Origin of the sequence: Streptomyces sp. NPDC093065 (genome assembly GCF_044754585.1) — a bacterium.
Classification (GTDB): domain Bacteria; phylum Actinomycetota; class Actinomycetes; order Streptomycetales; family Streptomycetaceae; genus Streptomyces.
Window position 1 is genome coordinate 244,146 of record NZ_JBIVPJ010000010.1, and the last position, 17,795, is coordinate 261,940.

11 protein-coding genes are annotated in these 17,795 nt (G+C 72.8%); 8 read left to right on the top strand and 3 right to left on the bottom strand.

Features of this window, described 5'->3' with window-relative positions:
* Nucleotides 1-11: 11 nt before the first annotated feature.
* Both ACIQFU_RS19910 and ACIQFU_RS19915 read right to left on the bottom strand, forming a co-directional pair.
* A complete protein-coding gene (locus ACIQFU_RS19910) occupies nucleotides 12-761 on the bottom strand; it encodes an ABC transporter permease (protein WP_402553097.1) in 750 nt (249 codons plus the stop codon).
* Nucleotides 758-1,660 carry an ATP-binding cassette domain-containing protein gene (locus ACIQFU_RS19915; protein ID WP_402553098.1) on the bottom strand — a complete coding sequence of 301 codons (903 nt, stop codon included), beginning with the start codon at nucleotides 1,658-1,660 and terminating at the stop codon, nucleotides 758-760. Before ACIQFU_RS19915 ends, ACIQFU_RS19910 begins: the two co-directional genes overlap by 4 nt.
* Nucleotides 1,661-1,831: 171 nt before the next feature.
* Here ACIQFU_RS19915 and ACIQFU_RS19920 point away from each other — a divergent pair, with 171 nt between their 5' ends.
* From ACIQFU_RS19920 to ACIQFU_RS19950, 7 genes are all read left to right on the top strand, one after another.
* On the top strand, nucleotides 1,832-3,742 hold the full coding sequence (locus ACIQFU_RS19920) for an ABC transporter ATP-binding protein (RefSeq protein WP_402553099.1): 1,911 nt from the start codon (nucleotides 1,832-1,834) through the stop codon (nucleotides 3,740-3,742).
* Nucleotides 3,739-5,622: an ABC transporter ATP-binding protein gene (locus ACIQFU_RS19925; protein ID WP_402553101.1), complete on the top strand. Its 1,884-nt coding sequence runs from the start codon at nucleotides 3,739-3,741 to the stop codon at nucleotides 5,620-5,622. Before ACIQFU_RS19920 ends, ACIQFU_RS19925 begins: the two co-directional genes overlap by 4 nt.
* Complete coding sequence (locus ACIQFU_RS19930) at nucleotides 5,619-7,430, top strand: ABC transporter transmembrane domain-containing protein (RefSeq protein ID WP_402553103.1); 1,812 nt, start codon at nucleotides 5,619-5,621, stop codon at nucleotides 7,428-7,430. Before ACIQFU_RS19925 ends, ACIQFU_RS19930 begins: the two co-directional genes overlap by 4 nt.
* A complete protein-coding gene (locus ACIQFU_RS19935; RefSeq protein ID WP_402553104.1) occupies nucleotides 7,427-9,184 on the top strand; it encodes an ABC transporter ATP-binding protein in 1,758 nt (585 codons plus the stop codon). The genes ACIQFU_RS19930 and ACIQFU_RS19935 overlap by 4 nt, the downstream gene beginning before the upstream one ends.
* Before the next feature lie 293 nt (nucleotides 9,185-9,477).
* Nucleotides 9,478-11,520 (top strand): M4 family metallopeptidase, encoded by a 2,043-nt coding sequence (locus tag ACIQFU_RS19940; RefSeq protein ID WP_402553106.1) that lies wholly within the window; start codon nucleotides 9,478-9,480, stop codon nucleotides 11,518-11,520.
* A 360-nt stretch (nucleotides 11,521-11,880) separates the two neighbouring features.
* Nucleotides 11,881-13,530: a M4 family metallopeptidase gene (locus ACIQFU_RS19945; RefSeq protein WP_402553107.1), complete on the top strand. Its 1,650-nt coding sequence runs from the start codon at nucleotides 11,881-11,883 to the stop codon at nucleotides 13,528-13,530.
* 85 nt (nucleotides 13,531-13,615) lie between these two features.
* The gene (locus ACIQFU_RS19950) at nucleotides 13,616-14,125 is read left to right on the top strand and encodes a DUF1990 family protein (RefSeq protein WP_402553109.1); all 510 of its coding nucleotides are present in this window, start codon (nucleotides 13,616-13,618) and stop codon (nucleotides 14,123-14,125) included.
* A 48-nt stretch (nucleotides 14,126-14,173) separates the two neighbouring features.
* Here the strand turns inward: ACIQFU_RS19950 and ACIQFU_RS19955 are convergent, their stop codons facing one another.
* Nucleotides 14,174-16,792 (bottom strand): glycosyltransferase family 1 protein, encoded by a 2,619-nt coding sequence (locus tag ACIQFU_RS19955; RefSeq protein WP_402553110.1) that lies wholly within the window; start codon nucleotides 16,790-16,792, stop codon nucleotides 14,174-14,176.
* A gap of 370 nt (nucleotides 16,793-17,162) precedes the next feature.
* On the opposite strand from ACIQFU_RS19955, the gene ACIQFU_RS19960 reads away from it, so the two are divergent.
* A partial coding sequence (locus tag ACIQFU_RS19960) for a maltotransferase domain-containing protein (RefSeq protein WP_402553111.1) occupies nucleotides 17,163-17,795 on the top strand: 633 nt, incomplete at its 3' end.

A 17,795-nucleotide genomic window follows, 5' to 3' on the forward strand; every position in this document is an offset into this window, starting at 1 on the left:
CTCCCCCACTCTCATTCCCAGCGGAACCAGCGCGAGGCCGCCGCCGTGAGCAGTGCCGTCCAGGCCACCAGCACCGCCAGGTGGGACCAGCCCGGCCAGTCGCCCGCCGCCGCCTCGTTGAGGGCCTGCGCGGCCGCGCCGAAGGGGGTCCAGCCCACGATGCGGGCCAGCAGGTCCGGCATGGCCTGCACCGGCAGCCACACGCCCGCGCAGAACATCGCCGGGAACAGCGCGGCCGAGCCGACCGCACCCGCGATCTTCGTGGTGCGGGACAGGGCGGAGAGCACGGCGCCCAGGGAGAGCGCCGCGAGCACGGCCAGCAGCAGCGCGAGGAGGTAGCCGACGGGCTGTCCGGGCAGCGTCACGTCGAAGGCGAGCCGGCCGACCGCGAGCGCGAGCAGCGCCGAGGCCAGGGCGGCCCCGCCGCACACCACCATCTGCGCGGACAGCAGCGCCGCCGGGCGCACCGGTGTGGCGGACATCCGGCGCAGGATGCCCCGTTCCCGGTAGCCGGTGAGGACCTGCGGCATGCCCTGGAGCCCGCCGACGGTCAGGCCGAGCAGCACGGCCACCGGCACGTAGGCGTCGACCGGGCGCAGCCCGCCGAAGGAGGCGTCGGCCTCGCGGAAGGACGGGATGGAGCCGAGGATCACCAGCAGCAGCGTCGGGAACGCCAGCATCCAGAACAGGGCGCCCGGTTCTCGGCGGAACAGCCGCAGCTCGGTCCTCAGTACGGCGGTGTCGAAGACGTCGGTGGTCATGCGGAGGCCTCCGTGAGGTCCAGGAAGGCGTCGTCCAGCGTGGTGTCGGTGACCCGGAGCTGGTGGGCGGTGACGCGGGTGCGGGCGAGCAGGGTGATGACGGCGTTGACCGTCTCGTCCGTGCCGGACAGGGTGACGCGGCCGTCCTTGAACTCGACGGAGGCCAGTCCGGGCAGCGCGCGCAGGTCCGTCTCGTCCAGGGGCGCGGACGGGGTGAAACTGATGACGGTGGCGCCCGCCGACCGCCGGATCAGCCCGGCCGGGGTGTCGAGGGCGGCGACGCGGCCCCGGTCGATCACCGCGATCCGGTCGCACAGACGCTGGGCCTCCTCCATGAAGTGGGTGACCAGCAGGACGGTGACGCCTCCCGCGCGGATGTCCTCGATCAGCTGCCAGGTCTCCCGGCGGGCGCGCGGGTCGAGGCCGGTGGTCAGCTCGTCGAGGACGACGACGCGGGGATCGCCGACCAGGGCCAGCGCGATGAACAGGCGCTGCTTCTGACCGCCGGAGAGCTTGCCGAACCGGGTGTCCAGCATGGGGCCGAGGTCGAGCCGCTCGGCGAGCGGGCGCCAGTCGGCCGGCTCGGGGTAGAAGGCGGCGTACAGCTCCAGGGCCTCGCGGACGGTCAGTTTGGGCTGGAGTTCGCTCTGCTGGAGCTGGGCGCCGAGGACCTCGGCGACCCGCCGGTGGTCGGCGACGGGGTCGAGCCCGGTGACCCGGACCCGGCCGGCGTCGGGGACGCGCAGTCCCTCGACGCACTCGACGGTGGTGGTCTTGCCGGCTCCGTTGGGGCCGAGGACGCCGAAGATCTCGCCCTCCTCGACGGCGAAGGACACACCGTCGACGACGGGGCGTCCGCCGTAGGACTTGCGCAGGTCGGTGACTTCGATGACGGGCATGGCACCAGCGTCCCGGCGGCCGGGGGCCCGGCACATCGGCCGACGCGCTCGAAGGCGCATCAGCCGATCGGTCGATGCGCCGGTACGACCCCTGCGAGGCTTCCGTACGACCCCGGGCGGGCGCGGAAACTCGGTGGGCAGTGTCAGTGGTGAACCGTAGGCTCGCTGCTGATGCCCACGAACCCTGCCCCCGCCACGGAACCCGCCGAGAAGCGTTCCACCGTACGTGCCCTGCTGCGGCTGTGGCCCTATGTGCGGCCGGTGCGCGCGAGGTTGGGGACGGCCGCGGTCATAGCGGTCCTCGCCTCCTGCGTGGGGCTGGTGATCCCGCTCGTCCTGAAGTGGATGGTGGACGGGCCGATCGCCGACCGTGACCCGGCCGGCGTGTGGCTCGGGGCGCTGTACCTGCTGCTGCTCGGGCTTGCGGAGGCGCTGCTGTTCGGGTTCCGGCGGTGGCTGGTTGCCCGGCCGCTGGCGGGGGTCGAGGCGGGCATGCGCGCGGACCTGTACCGGCATCTGCAGCGGCTGCCGGTGGCGTTCCACGACCGCTGGGCCTCGGGGCAGCTGCTGTCGCGCGGGACGACCGACCTGATGCTGCTCCGGATGTTCCTCGCCTTCCCGCTGACGTTCCTGCTGGTCAACGGCGTCACGATCCTGGTCGGCGTGGGCATCATGCTGGTCCAGGACTGGACGCTGGGGCTGGTCATCCTCGGGCCCGCCATTCCGGTGATGATCACCTGCGGGATCTTCGAGAAGAAGTACTCCGCGGTGGCGCGGCGCGCGCAGGACCAGGTCGGGGACCTGACGACCGTGGTCGAGGAGAGCGTGCTCGGCATCCGGATCGTCAAGGGCTTCGGCAGGCACCGCAGCCAGGCCCGCGCCTTCCACGAGCTGTCGCACACCCTGCGGGGCACGGAGCTGCGCAAGGCGCGGCTGCTGGCGGCCATCTGGGCGGTCATCGTGACGCTGCCCGAGGTGGCGATCGGGGCGGCGCTGGTGGTCGGGGCGGTGCAGGTGGCGGACGGGTCGCTGTCGGCCGGCACGCTGGTGGCGTTCCTGTCCACGGCGCTGGCGCTGCGGTGGCCGGTGGAGTCCATCGGCTTCCTGCTGGCGATGAGCCAGGAGGCGGCGACGGCCACGGACCGGTACTTCGAGGTGATGGACGCGGAGGTCGAGTCGCCGGGGGGTGTTGGTGACCGTGCGTCGGTGCCGGGGGGTGGGGAGCGCGGCCCGGCGTTGCGGGGTGCCGCCGCGCCCACCCGTGCCGCCCCAGCGGCACGACGGCCCGCGGCTGAGGGACTCGGGTTCGAGCACGTGCGGTTCCGGTATCCCGACGCCGCCCCCGGCTCCCCGCCTCTCCTGACGGACGTCGACCTGCACATCCGCTCCGGCGAGTCCATGGCCCTGGTCGGTGCCACCGGCAGCGGCAAGACGACACTGACCGCGCTCGTACCCCGCCTGCACGAGGTGACCGGCGGCCGGATCACGCTGGACGGCGAGGACATCACCGACCTGTCCCGCGAGGAGCTGCGCTCGATGGTCGCCGTGGCCTTCGAGGAGCCCACCCTCTTCTCGGCCACCGTCGGCGAAAACGTGCTGATGGGTGCCGCCGCGGGCGCCGGCGACGAGGAGCTGGCCCGTGCACTCGCCGTCGCGCAGGCCGACTTCGCGCACGCGCTCCCCCGGGGCACCGGCACCCAGGTCGGCGAGCAGGGCCTCAGCCTCTCCGGCGGCCAGCGTCAGCGCCTCGCGCTCGCGCGCGCGGTGGTCGGAAAGCCCAGGTTCCTGGTCCTGGACGACCCGCTGTCCGCGCTGGACGTGCACACGGAGGCCGCCGTGGAGGCCGCGCTGCGGCAGGTCCTCGCCGACACCACGGCGCTGATCGTGGCCCACCGCCCCTCCACCGTCCTGCTCGCCGACCGCGTCGCCCTGCTGTCCGAGGGCCGGATCACCGCCGTCGGCACCCATCACGAGCTGCTGCGCACCAGCGCCGAGTACGCCCATCTGATGTCCGGGCCCGACGGGCACGAGCATTCCGAAGGCTCCCACGAAGAGGGCTCCCAGGAAGGGGACGGCCGATGACCGCGCCCACGGCCACCGCGCCGAGGCCGGACCGGCCGGAGGATCCCGCACACGGGGATCCGGCCGGGACCGGTGCCCGCGCCGCCGACGACGACTCGTTCGACCAGGACGTCCTGCCCAGCCCGCCCGGCGCGACCGGCGCCCTGCTGCGCTCCCTGCTGGCGCCGCGGAAGGCCCGCGTCGCCCTCACCGTGCTGCTCCTGCTGCTCCAGCAGGCGGCCGTGCAGGCGGGCCCGCTGCTGGTGGCGTACGCCATCGACCACGCCGTGCCGGCCCTGCGGGACGACGACCACGGTCCGCTGATCGCGGTGGGCGCCGGCTACCTGCTGTGCTCGCTGGCGGCGGGCGCACTGCAGTACGCCTTCATCGCCGCGGCGGCCCGGGTCAACCAGGACGTGCTGCTCGACCTGCGCGGACGGATCTTCCGGCACGCGCAGGCGTTGAGTGTCGACTTCCACGAGCGCTACACCTCGGGCCGCCTCATCTCCCGTTCCACCACGGACGTCGAGTCGCTGCGGGAGCTGCTCGACGAGGGCCTGCAGGAGCTGGTGACGGTCATCCTGTCCTTCGTCTACATCGCGGCGCTGCTGCTCTGGCTGGACCTGGGCCTCGGCGCCGTGGCGGTGGCGTCGTTCGTGCCGCTGTACGGGCTGGTGCGGCTCTACCAGCGGCGCGCGGGGCGGGTGTACCGGCAGCGGTCCACGGCGATCGCGGCGGTGATCGTGAAGTTCGTGGAGACGATGAACGGCATCCGGCCGGTGCGCGCCTTCCGCCGGGAGGCCGCCAACGACGCCGACTTCGCGGTCCTGAACCACCGTCACGAGCGGACCAACGGCAACGCGCTGCTGGAGATGGCCCGTTACGTGGTCGGTTCCCGGCTGGTCGCCAACACGGCCGTCGCGGGGATCGTGCTGTGGGGCGCCTACCGGGTCGCGGACGACACCCTGGCGCTCGGTGTGCTGGCGGCGGCGGTGCTCTACCTGCGCCGCCTGTACGACCCGATCGACCGGCTCGGCATGTTCCTGAACTCCTACCAGTCGGCGGCGGCGTCCCTGGAGAAGATCGCGGGGCTGCTGGCCCAGACGCCGTCGGTGCCCGAGCCGGCCGCGCCGAAGGAGCTGCCGGCGCTGAAGTCGGAGCACCCCGGCCGCGAGGTCGTCTTCGACTCGGTGAGCTTCGGCTACCGCACCGGCGGCGAGGTGCTGCCGCGCTTCGAGCTGACGCTGCCGGCCGGGCAGACGGTCGCCGTCGTCGGCTCGACCGGCGCGGGCAAGTCGACGCTGGCCAAGCTGCTCGCCCGGTTCTACGACCCCTCCGCCGGGCGGGTGCTGCTGGACGGCACCGACCTGCGCGACCTGGCCGTGCCGGAACTGCGGCGCGGGGTGGTGATGGTGACGCAGGAGGCGTTCCTGTTCTCCGGCACGGTCGCCGACAACATCGCCATCGGCCGTCCGGAGGCGACGCGCGAGGAGATCGAGCGGGCCGCGAAGGCGATCGGCGCCCACGACTTCATCGCCGCGCTGCCCGACGGCTACGACACCGACGTACGCAAGCGGGGCGGCCGGATCTCCGCCGGTCAGCGGCAGCTCGTGGCGTTCGCGCGGGCGCTGCTCGCGGACCCGGCGGTGCTGATCCTGGACGAGGCGACCAGCTCGCTGGACATCCCCGGGGAGCGGGCGGTGCAGCGGGCGATGGCGACGGTGCTGAAGGGCCGTACGGCGGTGGTGATCGCGCACCGGCTGTCCACCGTGGAGATCGCCGACCGGGTGCTGGTGATGGAGCACGGCCGGATCGTCGAGGACGGCGCCCCGGACGAACTCATCGCCGGTACGGGCCGGTTCGCGGACCTGCACCGTGCCTGGCGGGACAGTCTGGCGTGAGGATCGACGCGTACGAGGACCCGGGTGCGCCGGAGTGCCGGGGCGGCTGGCGGTACCTGGCGTGGCTGGTCCGGCGGCAGTGGGCCCGGTGTCTGGCGGGGGCGGTGCTGGCCAGTGCCTGGATGGTGCTGCTGGCGGCGACGCCGTACCTGATGGCCCGGGCGGTCGACCACGGCCTGGAGCCCGGGGACCTGGGGGCGCTGGCGGGCTGGACGGGTGCCATGGTCGCCGTCGGCGCGGTCAACGCGTGGCTGGGCGTGATGCGGCACCGCACGATGACCAAGGTGCGGATGGACGCCAACTTCCGCACCGTCAAGGTGGTCGTCGGCCACGCCACGCGGCTCGGCGCGGCGCTGCGCCGGCAGGTGGGGGCCGGCGAGGTCGTCACCATCGGGGTGGGCGACGTGCAGACCATCAGCACGTCCCTGACGGCGGTCGGGCCGGGCGTCGGGGCGGTCGTCGCCTACGCGGCGGTCGGCGGACTGATGCTGTCGGTGTCGGCCGGGCTCGCCCTGGTGGTGCTGCTCGGTGTGCCGCTGCTCGGGGTGGCCCTCGGCCCGCTGATGGGCCGCCTGCAGGGCAGGGAGACCGAGTACCGGGAGCGGCAGTCCGTACTGACCGCGCGGATCGGTGACCTCGCGGGCGGGCTGCGGGTGCTGAACGGTCTGGGCGGCAAGGGCCTGGTCGCGGACGCGTTCCGCCGGGACTCGGGCCGGCTGCGCGAGCAGGGCTACCGGGTCGGCGCGGTGACCAGCTGGATCCAGGCCCTGGGGGTGGGCCTGCCGATGCTGTTCCTGGCCCTGGTGACCTGGCTGGGCGCCCGGCTGGCCGCGCGGGGTCAGATCAGCGTGGGCGAACTGGTGTCGGTGTACGGCTATGTCGTCGCGCTGGGCTGGCCGGTGGCGTTCCTCATCGAAATGGGCCACCAGCTCAGCCGCGGTGTGGTGGCCGCCCGCCGCGTCGTCGCCTTCCTGCACCTGGAACCGGAGCCCGACGAGGGCACCCGGGACGCCCCCGCCGAACCCTCGGCGCTCTACGACCCGGCCTCGGGCGCCCGCATCGCCCCCGGCCGTCTCACCGTCCTGGTCACGTCCCGCCCGTCCGACGCCACCGAGGTGCTCGACCGCCTGGGCCGCTACACCCCGTCGGACGCGACCTGGGGAGACATCCCCCTGACCGACATCCCCCTCCCCCAGGTCCGCTCCCGCATCCTGGTCGCGGACCCGGAGGCCGACCTCTTCGCAGGCACCCTGAGCGATGTAGTAGGCGCTCCGGACACCGACCTCAGGGGCGCGGGGAACTGCGCGACCAGCCACAACGCAGCGGCAGACGCAACACAACCAACCGGGGCAGATGACAAGGCGCACCTCACCCAGGCCCTTCAGGCGGCCGCCGCCGAAGACATCGTCCGCGCCCTCCCGGACGGACTGCAAACATTGGTCGCGGCCCAGGCCCGAGACCTGTCCGGAGGACAACGCCAGCGCATCCGCCTGGCCAGAGCCCTCCTGACCGACCCGGAAGTCCTCCTCGCCGCAGAACCCACCTCCGCCCTGGACGCCCACACGGAGGCCACCGTGGCCGACCGCCTCAGGCATGCCCGCCAGGGCCGCACCACCGTCCTGGCCGCCACCTCACCCCTGCTCCTCGACCGCGCGGACGTCGTGCACCACCTGATCGACGGCAAGGTCGCGGCCACCGGCACACACCGCGAACTCCTGGACACCGAACCGGAATACCGCGCCCTGGTCGCGCGGGACGACGAGGACGCCGAAGAAGAGGGCGCCGTAGAAGGGGAGCCCGGCCGATGACACAGCTGCCCGTGGCCGAGCGCGCCGACGTCCGCCGCGCCGCTGCCGGCCTCGTGCGCGCCGACCGGAGGTCCTTCGCGGTCGTCCTCGGGCTCAACGCGCTGGCCGCGCTGGCCGGTCTCGCGGGGCCGTGGCTGCTGGGCCGGATCGTCGACGAGGTGCGCGGCGGGGGCGGGGTCGACGCGGTGGACCGGATGGCCCTCGCCATCCTGCTCTGCTCGCTGGCGCAGTTGCTGCTGGCCCGCTGGGCGCGCTTCGTGGGGCACCGGTTCGGGGAGCGGACGCTCGCCCGGGTGCGCGAGCGGTACGTGGACCGGGCGCTGGCGCTGCCCGCGTCGGTGGTGGAGCGGGCGGGGACCGGTGACCTGACGACGCGCGGCACCGCCGACGTCACCGCCGTCGGCACGACGTTGCGCGACGCGGGCCCGGAGCTGCTGGTCAACGCCGTGCAGGCGCTGTTCCTCGTCGGTGCGGTCCTCGTGCTCGATCCGCTGCTCGGCCTGGTGGGGGTGCTGGGGCTGACGCCGGCCTGGCTCGCGCTGCGCTGGTACCTGCGCCGGGCGCGGACGGCCTACCTCGCCGAGGGCGCGGCCGGTTCGGAGGTCGCGGAGAGCCTGGCGGCCACGGTGTCGGGGGCCCGCACGGTCGAGGCTTTCGGGCTGGCCGGGCGGCGCGTCACGACGAACCGCGAGGCGCTGGAGGTCTCACGGCGCACCCGGTTCCGCACGCTGTTCCTGCGCAGTGTGTTCTTCCCGGCGGTGGACGTCTCCTACGTCCTTCCGGTGGCGGGCGTACTGCTGCTCGGCGGGGTCCTGCACGGGCACGGGTCGGCGAGCCTGGGCGCGGTGGTGTCCTGCGCCGTGTACCTCCAGCAGCTGGCCGGACCGCTCGACGAGGTGCTGCTGCGGGTCGAGCAACTGCAGGCCGGTGCGGCCTCCTTCGCCCGGGTGGAGGGGCTGGCCGGCGCGCCGCGGGCGGCGGCTGACGGGTCGGCGGTCCCGGCGGACGACCGTATCGACGTGTCCGGGGTGCGGTACGCCTACGACCGGGGCGGGGAGGTGCTGCGCGGGGTGGACCTGACCGTGCGGCCGGGTGAGCGGCTGGCGGTCGTCGGTCCCTCCGGAGCCGGCAAGACCACGCTGAGCCGGCTCCTCGCGGGCGTCGACGCGCCGACCGAGGGCTCGGTGACGGTGGGCGGGGTGCCCGTGGTCGCCCTGGGTCCGGAGCGGCTGCGCCGTCAGGTGGTGCTGGTCACCCAGGAGCACCACGTGTTCCTCGGCACGGTCCGCGACAATCTGCTCATCGCCGAACCGGCGGCCACGGACGAGGAGTTGTGGGCGGCGCTGGCCGCGGTGGGCGCGAAGGAATGGGTGCGGGAACTGCCCGGTGGCCTCGACGCCGAGCTGGGCGCGAAGGAGCACGCGCACTGCGCGGACGGTTCGCAGGCCCAGCAGCTCGCCCTGGCCCGGGTGGTGCTGGCCGACCCGCACACGCTGATCCTGGACGAGGCCACCGCCCTGCTGGACCCGACGACGGCCCGGCACACGGAGCAGGCGCTCGCCGCCGTGCTGAAGGGCCGTACGGTCATCGCCATCGCGCACCGCCTGCACACCGCGCACGACGCCGACCGGGTGGCGGTGATGGAGGACGGCCTGCTGACCGAGCTGGGCACGCACGACGAACTGGTGGCGGCGGGCGGGGCGTACGCGGCCCTGTGGGGTTCCTGGCACGGGGAGCCGGCCGCCGGGTACTGACCGACCGGACAGCAACCGGGCGGGGACGGCGACGATTCCGTTTATCGAACGTGAACGCCCGGTCAACGAACCATTTCCAGCCAACTTACTGACGCGCTCCTGACAAGTAGCGCTTTCTCCTGCCACTCTTCCGTCGGCCCCTTCACAGTGCCCCCACAGCTTCCCCACGAGCGCTGTGCAGCGGCCGGCTCATGGCACGTGTTCTCCGCGTACCGCACAGTTCCGCCCGGCCGGCCACCCGCCGGCCGGTCTCCCTGGCCGCGCGACCCGCGGCCACGCAGAAGGAGTCAGTGTTGAGCAGCAGCACTCCCCACAGACGCACCTCCCACACCACCTCCCGCCGCACGACGCACCGGCGTGCCGCGGCCGTCGCGCTGGCCGGTGTCGCCGCGCTGATCGCCACGGCGGTCCAGTCCGGCACCGCCACCGCGGCCCCCGAGCCCTCCCCCGCGAAGGGCAACGAGCTGGTCGGGCTCAGCCCGGCCCAGCGTGCCGAACTGATCCGGGACGCCAACGCCACCAAGGCGAAGACCGCCGACGAGCTGGGTCTTGGCGCCAAGGAGAAGCTGGTCGTCCGGGACGTGGCCAAGGACCGCGACGGCACCCTGCACACCCGCTACGAGCGCACCTACGACGGCCTGCCCGTCCTCGGCGGCGATCTCGTGGTGGCCAGTGACGCGGGGAGGACCGAGCAGGTCGTGAAGGCCACGGCGAAGGCGATCAGGCCCGCCACCGTGACGCCGAAGATCTCGGCCGCGAAGGCCGAGTCGCAGGCGGTGTCCGCCGCGAAGGCCGCCGGCGCGGAGCAGCCGGACGCCGACCACGCCCCGCGCAAGGTGATCTGGGCCGCGAACGGTACGCCCGTCCTGGCGTACGAGACGGTCGTGGGCGGCCTCCAGGAGGACGGCACCCCGAACGAGCTGCACGTCGTCACCGACGCCGCCACCGGTGCCAAGCTGTACGAGTACCAGGCCATCGAGAACGGCACCGGCCACACCACGTACAGCGGCACCGTGACGCTGGGCACCGCGAAGTCCGGGTCGTCGTACACGCTGACCGACACCGCGCGCGGCAACCACAAGACGTACAACCTGAACGGCGGCTCGTCCGGCACCGGTTCGCTGTTCACCGACTCCGACGACGTGTGGGGCAACGGCAGCTCCTCCGACCCGGCAACCGCCGGCGCCGACGCGCACTACGGGGCCGCACTGACCTGGGACTACTACAAGAACGTGCACGGCCGTTCGGGCATCCGCGGCGACGGTGTGGGCGCGTACAGCCGGGTCCACTACGGCAACAACTACGTCAACGCGTTCTGGTCGGACAGCTGCTTCTGCATGACGTACGGCGACGGGATCAACAACTCCAACCCGCTCACCGCCATCGACGTGGCCGGGCACGAGATGACCCACGGCGTCACGTCCAACACCGCGGGGCTCAACTACAGCGGCGAGTCCGGCGGTCTGAACGAGGCGACGTCCGACATCTTCGGCACGTCGGTCGAGTTCTACGCCAACAACTCCTCGGACGTCGGTGACTACCTCATCGGCGAGGAGATCGACATCAACGGCGACGGCACGCCGCTGCGCTACATGGACAAGCCCAGCAAGGACGGCGCGTCCAAGGACTACTGGTACTCGGGGATCGGCGGGGTGGACGTCCACTACTCCTCCGGCCCGGCCAACCACTTCTTCTACCTGCTGAGCGAGGGCAGCGGCACCAAGACCATCAACGGTGTCACCTACAACTCGCCCACCTCGGACGGCCTCCCGGTCACCGGTATCGGCCGCGCCAAGGCCGAGAAGATCTGGTTCCGCGCGCTGACCACCAAGTTCACCTCGACCACCAACTACGCGGGCGCCCGCACCGGCACCCTCGCGGCGGCCGGTGAGCTCTACGGCACCGACAGCGCCGAGTACACCGCGGTGGCGAACGCGTGGGCCGGCATCAACGTCGGCTCGCGGCCCGGCGGCGAGGACCCCGGTGACGGCACCACCTTCGAGAACGCCGCGAACGTGAACATCCCCGACTACGGGTCGGCGGTGACCTCGTCCATCACGGTCTCCGGACGCTCCGGCAAGGCGCCGAGCAACCTCGAGGTGGGCGTGGACATCGTGCACACCTGGCGCGGTGACCTGCGGATCGACCTGGTCGCGCCCGACGGGTCGACGTACCGCCTGAAGAACAGCGGCTACGACCCGGCGGCGGACGTGCACGAGACCTACACGGTCAACGCCTCCTCCGAATCGGCCAACGGCACCTGGAAGCTGCGCGTCCAGGACCAGGGCCCGGCGGACACCGGCTACATCGACGCCTGGCGGCTCACCTTCCCGTAGGCCGGCCGGCCCACGGGTGCACCACCCCAAGTCGGGGCGCCGCTCCGGAGGTTCGATTCCTCCGGGGCGGCGCCCTCTCCATGTCCGCCGCTCCCCGGCCCCGATGCCCGGCCCCGCTGCCCGGCCCCGCTGCCCGTTTTTTGCCAAGCACTTACGCACGCCTTGTTGCCGCTTGACCGAGGTCACACGGCCTTCACATATCCGCAACACACGTCTTGGCATCGCTTTTCGGCCAACATCATCGCGCCCTCCTGACATGTACGCGCCTTCGGTGTCAGTCTTCCGTCACCCGCCGCACAACTTCGCAGCAACCGGCCGGACACCCCACGCCGACCGGGTCCCCCCACCGAAGGAGCTTGTGTGTCTTCCCTCTTCGCGCGCCACAAGCGCACCACGCTGGCCCTCGCCACCGCGGTCGCCGCCGGGGCGATGCTCACCACCGGTCTGACCGCGGGCAACGCCGCCGCCGACAGCAGCGCGTCGGCGGCACTCCCGGGCGCTCCCGTCCTGCTGTCGGACACCGCCCGCAGCGCGCTCATACAGGAGCAGCAGGCCGGCGCGGCCGGCGCCGCCCGTCAGCTGGGCCTCGGCGCCAAGGAGAAGCTGGTCGTCAAGGACGTGGTCAAGGACCGCGACGGCACCGTGCACACGCGCTACGAGCGCACCTACGACGGCCTGCCCGTCCTCGGCGGCGACCTCGTCGTGCACCGCACGGAGTCCGGCGCCGCCAGAGGCGTCACCAAGGCGACGAAGGCGGACATCGAGGTCGCCACCGTCACGCCGAAGGTCGAGGCGGCCAAGGCCGAGCAGCAGGCGCTGTCCGCCGCCAAGGACGCCGGGTCGTCGAAGACCGCCGCCGACTCCGCGCCCCGCAAGGTGATCTGGGCCGCCGACGGCAAGCCCGTCCTCGCCTACGAGACCGTCGTCGGCGGCCTCCAGGACGACGGCACCCCGAACGAGCTGCACGTCGTCACCGACGCCGCCACCGGCGCCAAGCTGCACGAGTACCAGGGCATCGAGACCGGCTCCGGCAAGAGCCTGTACTCCGGCACGGTCGAACTGGGCACCACCAAGTCGGGCTCGTCGTACCAGCTGTACGACACCGGGCGCGGCGGCCACAAGACGTACAACCTGGCCCGCAAGACCTCCGGCACCGGCACCCTGTTCACCGACGCGGACGACACCTGGGGCACCGGCGCCGCCTCCAGCGACCCCGAGGACCAGACCGCCGCCGTCGACGCCGCCTACGGTGCCCAGGTCACCTGGGACTTCTACAAGGAGACCTTCGGCCGCAACGGCATCAAGAACGACGGCAAGGCGGCCTACTCCCGCGTCCACTACGGCAGCAACTACGTCAACGCCTTCTGGTCGGACGACTGCTTCTGCATGACCTACGGCGACGGATCGGGCAACACCAACCCGCTGACCTCGCTGGACGTGGCCGGGCACGAGATGAGCCACGGCGTCACCTCCAACACCGCGGGCCTCGACTACAGCGGCGAGTCCGGCGGCCTCAACGAGGCGACCAGCGACATCTTCGGCACCGGCGTGGAGTACTTCGCGAACAGCTCGACCGACAAGGGCGACTACCTCATCGGCGAGGCCATCGACATCAACGGCGACGGCACCCCGCTGCGCTACATGGACAAGCCCAGCAAGGACGGCGCGTCCAAGGACTACTGGGACTCCGGTCTCGGCGGCGTCGACGTGCACTACTCGTCCGGTCCCGCCAACCACTTCTTCTTCCTGCTGTCCGAGGGCAGCGGGGCGCGGACGGTCGACGGGGTCGACTACGACTCCCCGACCTCCGACGGCTCCACCGTCACCGGCATCGGCCGCGCCAAGGCCCTGCAGATCTGGTACAAGGCGCTGACCGAGTACATGACGTCGACGACCGACTACGCCGACGCACGCACGGCCACCCTGAGCGCGGCGTCCGACCTTTACGGCGCCGACAGCACCGAGTACAAGACGGTGGGCGCGGCCTGGACCGCGATCAACGTGAGCTGACCCGAAGAGGCGGCGGCACCGGCGCAACACGGCGGGCGGCACCCGGAACCAGCGGTTCCCGGGTGCCGCCCTAGTCTTGGTGCCCATGTCCTTCACGTACGACGACGTCGGCGCCACCCGCGAACAGGACCACTGCCCGCCCGGCTACCGCCCCATGCACGTACGCACCCGCCTCGGGGAGGGCGAACCGGTGTTCCAACGGGCGGTCGAGGCCGTGCTCACCTGGGAGATGCACCGGGAGATGGGCGTCGGCATCGAGGCGAGCGCGGAGCGTGCCGCGCCCGGCGTCGACGTCACCGTCACCCTCGCCGGCATGATCAAGGCGCCCTGCCGGGTGGTGTGGACCCTGGAGGAGCCGCGCCGGGCCGGCTGGGCCTACGGGACGCTGCCCGGCCACCCGGAGTCCGGCGAGGAGGCCTTCGTGGTGGACCGCACGGGCGACGGCACGGTCTGGCTGACCGTGCACGCCTTCAGCCGCCCCGCCAAGTGGTACGCCAAGGCCGGCGGGCCGGCCGCCCGCGCCTTCCAGCACGCCTACGCCCGCCGCTGCGGCACCGTGCTGCGACGGCTGAGCGGCGGCGACGAGGAGGACTGAGCCCTCCTCGTCGACCGCCGCCCGGCTGCCGCGGACTGCTGCGGGGGCTCACCGCATCAGCAGCCCCGCCGCCTCCACCAGGTCGCCGGAGGGCTCCGCGACCAGACCGGTCTCCACGCCGGAGGCGAGCAGCCGGTGCGCGGGCAGGACGCGGACCGTGTAGCCGAAGGGTCCGGTGCGGTCCAGGGCGAGCGGCCCCTCGTACGCCCAGCGGCCCTCCAGGTCGGGGCCGCCCACCGGTTTCAGCGGCACCTTCGCCGCGTCGGTGATCCGGTCCTCGGAGTCCACCCGGCCGGAGACCGCCTGCACCTCCACGTCCTCCGGCGCGAGGTCGCCGAGCTTGACCCGCACCCGCAGGGCGAGCGTGGTGCCGAGCTCGGCGCTGGCGGTGGCGGCGGACGTCTCCACATGGTCGACGCTCACCCCCGGCCAGGCGGCCCGCACCCGTGCCTTCCACTCGGCGAGCCCGCGCGCGGAGTCCGGGTCCATCGCGCGGTGCGCCTCGGCGGCGGGGGCGTAGAGCCGCTCGACGTACTCGCGGACCATGCGGCCGGCCAGCACCTTCGGGCCGAGCAGGCTGAGAGTCCTGCGCACCATCTCCAGCCAGCGGTCGGGCAGCCCGCTCGCGGCCCGCTCGTAGAAGCGCGGGGTGATCCGCTGCTCCAGCAGGTCGTAGAGGGCGTTGGCCTCTATGGCGTCGCGCCGGTCGGGGTCGGTTCCCGCGCCGTCGGCGGTGGGAATCGCCCAGCCGAAGTCGGGCTGGTACCACTCGTCCCACCAGCCGTCGAGCACCGACAGGTTGAGGCAGCCGTTGAGCGCCGCCTTCATGCCGGAGGTGCCGCAGGCCTCCAGGGGGCGCAGCGGGTTGTTCAGCCAGATGTCGCAGCCGGGGTAGAGCTTCTGCGCCATCGCCATGCCGTAGTCCGGCAGGAACACGATCCGGTGCCGCACCCTCGGGTCGTCGGCGAACCGCACCAGCTCCTGCACCAGCCGCTTGCCGCCGTCGTCCGCCGGGTGCGCCTTGCCCGCGACGACGATCTGGACCGGCCGCTCGGGATGCAGCAGCAGCTCGGTGAGCCGCTCCCGGTCGCGCAGCATCAGCGTGAGCCGCTTGTACGACGGGACGCGCCGCGCGAAGCCGATGGTCAGCACGTCCGGGTCGAGGACGTCGTCGATCCAGCCCAGTTCGGCCGTCCCGGCACCGCGCTGCCGCCAGGAGGCGCGCAGCCGCTCGCGCACCTCGTCGACGAGCTGGGCGCGCAGGGTGCGGCGCAGCTCCCAGATGTCCTGGTCGGGGATGTCCGCGACGGAGTCCCAGCGGTCCGAGCCGCCGACGGCCAGCGCGTCCTCGGCCCGCTGCACGCCGATCTGCCGGGCGCCGAGCCGGAACACCTCGGGCGCCACCCAGGTCGGGGCGTGCACACCGTTGGTGACGGAGGTGATGGGGACCTCGTCGGCGTCGAAGCCGGGCCACAGTCCGGCGAACATCCCCCGGCTGACCCCGCCGTGCAGCAGGGAGACGCCGTTGGCGCGCTGGGCGAGCCTGAGACCCATCACGGCCATGTTGAACAGGTTCGGTTCGCCGCCCGGGTAGGTCTCCATGCCGAGCCTGAGGACCCGCTCGACGTCGATGCGCGGGAGTTCGGAGTCGGGGCCGAAGTGGCGGGCGACCAGCTCGCGGTCGAAGCGGTCGATGCCGGCCGGGACGGGGGTGTGGGTGGTGAAGACGGTGCCGGCCCGCACCGCCTCCAGGGCGGAGCCGAACTCCAGCCCGTCGTCGCACAGTTCGGCGATGCGTTCCAGACCGAGGAAGCCGGCGTGGCCCTCGTTGGTGTGGAACACCTCCGGCGCGGCGTGGCCGGTGAGCCGGCAGTACGTGCGCACCGCCCGGACACCTCCTATGCCGAGCAGCATCTCCTGGAGGAGCCGGTGCTCGCTGCCCCCGCCGTAGAGCCGGTCGGTGACGCCGCGTTCGCCGGGGTCGTTCTCCTCGACGTCGGAGTCGAGCAGCAGCAGCGGCACCCGGCCGACCTGCGCCAGCCAGACGCGGGCCCGCAGCTCCCGGCCGCCGGGCAGCGCCAGGGCGACGTGCGCGGGGGTGCCGTCGCTCTCCTTGAGGGGGACCAGCGGCAGCTCGTGGGGGTCGAGGACGGGATAGTGCTCCTGCTGCCAGCCGTCCCGTGAGAGGGACTGGCGGAAGTAGCCGTGGCGGTAGAGCAGGCCCACGCCGACGAGCGGCACACCCAGGTCGCTGGCCGCCTTGAGGTGGTCGCCGGCCAGGATGCCGAGGCCGCCGGAGTACTGGGGCAGCGCGGCGGTGATGCCGAACTCGGGCGAGAAGTAGGCGACGGCGGCGGGGAGTCGGCCCGGCTGGGCCTGGTACCACCGGTCGCCGGTCATGTAGTGGTCGAGGTCGTCGGCCACCGCGGTCAGCCGGCGCAGGAAGCGCCGGTCCTCGGCCAGCTCCGCGAGGCGCGCGGGCCGGACGGTGCCGAGCAGCCGTACGGGGTCGCGGCCGGACGCGGTCCAGCACTCGGGGTCGACGGACTGGAAGAGGTCGCGGGTCTCCGGGTGCCAGGACCAGCGCAGATTGCGGGCCAGATCACTGAGCGGCCGGAGGGGGTCGGGGAGAACGGGACGGACGGTCAGTCGACGGATCGCCTTCACCCTCACGACGTTACCGCGCGATGTGTCCCTTGTTGGGGCCTTCGCCCTGATCCGCCGCACAGGAACTGACACGCTCGGCGTGTCGATATGGCCGGATCTTTCCCCGTCGGCCTTCTTGTGGCGCTTCGGCCCGCAAGGAAAGCTGCACATGTCGCGACGAACGCTGATTGCGGGAGTCGCAACCGGGAAAGCGACGGTCAGATCGCCGTGTGTGCCGTGTTGTCGACATACGCGCGAGTAGTTGACAAAGTGCCGGATTGCCCACCGGAAGAGTGTGGGAAGGCTCCTGCGGTACGCCCCGCACGCACCTCGCAGGACCCACCTCCCCAGAAGTCATCCGCCCACCCAGTTGACGCGGACAGGAGCGGTCATGCCCGCCACGCACCACTCGTCAGCATCCCCGGCCACCGACGCGGCGCCCGCGTCCTCCTCGGACGGCGCCACCGTCGTCGGGCGCATCCCCGTACTGGACGTCCGTCCCGTGGTGCAGCGCGGACGCAGGCCCGCGAAGGCCGTCACCGGGGAGTCGTTCGAGGTCTCCGCCACCGTGTTCCGGGAGGGGCACGACGCGGTCGCCGCCAACGTCGTCCTGAGAGATCCGCGGGGCCGGCCGGGGCCGTGGACGCCGATGCGGGAGCTGGCACCGGGCACCGACCGCTGGGGCGCCACCGTCACCGCGGGCGAGACCGGACTGTGGTCGTACACCGTGGAGGCGTGGAGCGATCCGGTCACCACCTGGCGGCATCACGCGCGGATCAAGATTCCGGCGGGGATGGACACGGACCTGGTCCTGGAGGAGGGCGCCCGGCTGTACGAGCGGGCCGCCTCGGACGTGCCGGGGAGCGCCGGCCGGCGTGAACTGCTGGCCGCGGTCGAGGCACTGCGGGACGAGAGCAGGCCGCCCGCGTCCCGGCTGGCGGCGGCGTTGACGCCGGAGGTGGACGCGGTCCTGGCCCGCCATCCCCTGCGGGACCTGGTCACCTCCTCCGAGCCGCTGCCCCTG

Coding starts and splice junctions, on each gene's coding strand:
- ACIQFU_RS19920 (WP_402553099.1), top strand. CDS start 1,832: ATGCCCACGAACCCTGCCCCCGCCACGGAACCCGCCGAGAAGCGTTCC.
- ACIQFU_RS19910 (WP_402553097.1), bottom strand. CDS start 761: ATGACCACCGACGTCTTCGACACCGCCGTACTGAGGACCGAGCTGCGG.
- ACIQFU_RS19925 (WP_402553101.1), top strand. CDS start 3,739: ATGACCGCGCCCACGGCCACCGCGCCGAGGCCGGACCGGCCGGAGGAT.
- ACIQFU_RS19950 (WP_402553109.1), top strand. CDS start 13,616: ATGTCCTTCACGTACGACGACGTCGGCGCCACCCGCGAACAGGACCAC.
- ACIQFU_RS19915 (WP_402553098.1), bottom strand. CDS start 1,660: ATGCCCGTCATCGAAGTCACCGACCTGCGCAAGTCCTACGGCGGACGC.
- ACIQFU_RS19935 (WP_402553104.1), top strand. CDS start 7,427: ATGACACAGCTGCCCGTGGCCGAGCGCGCCGACGTCCGCCGCGCCGCT.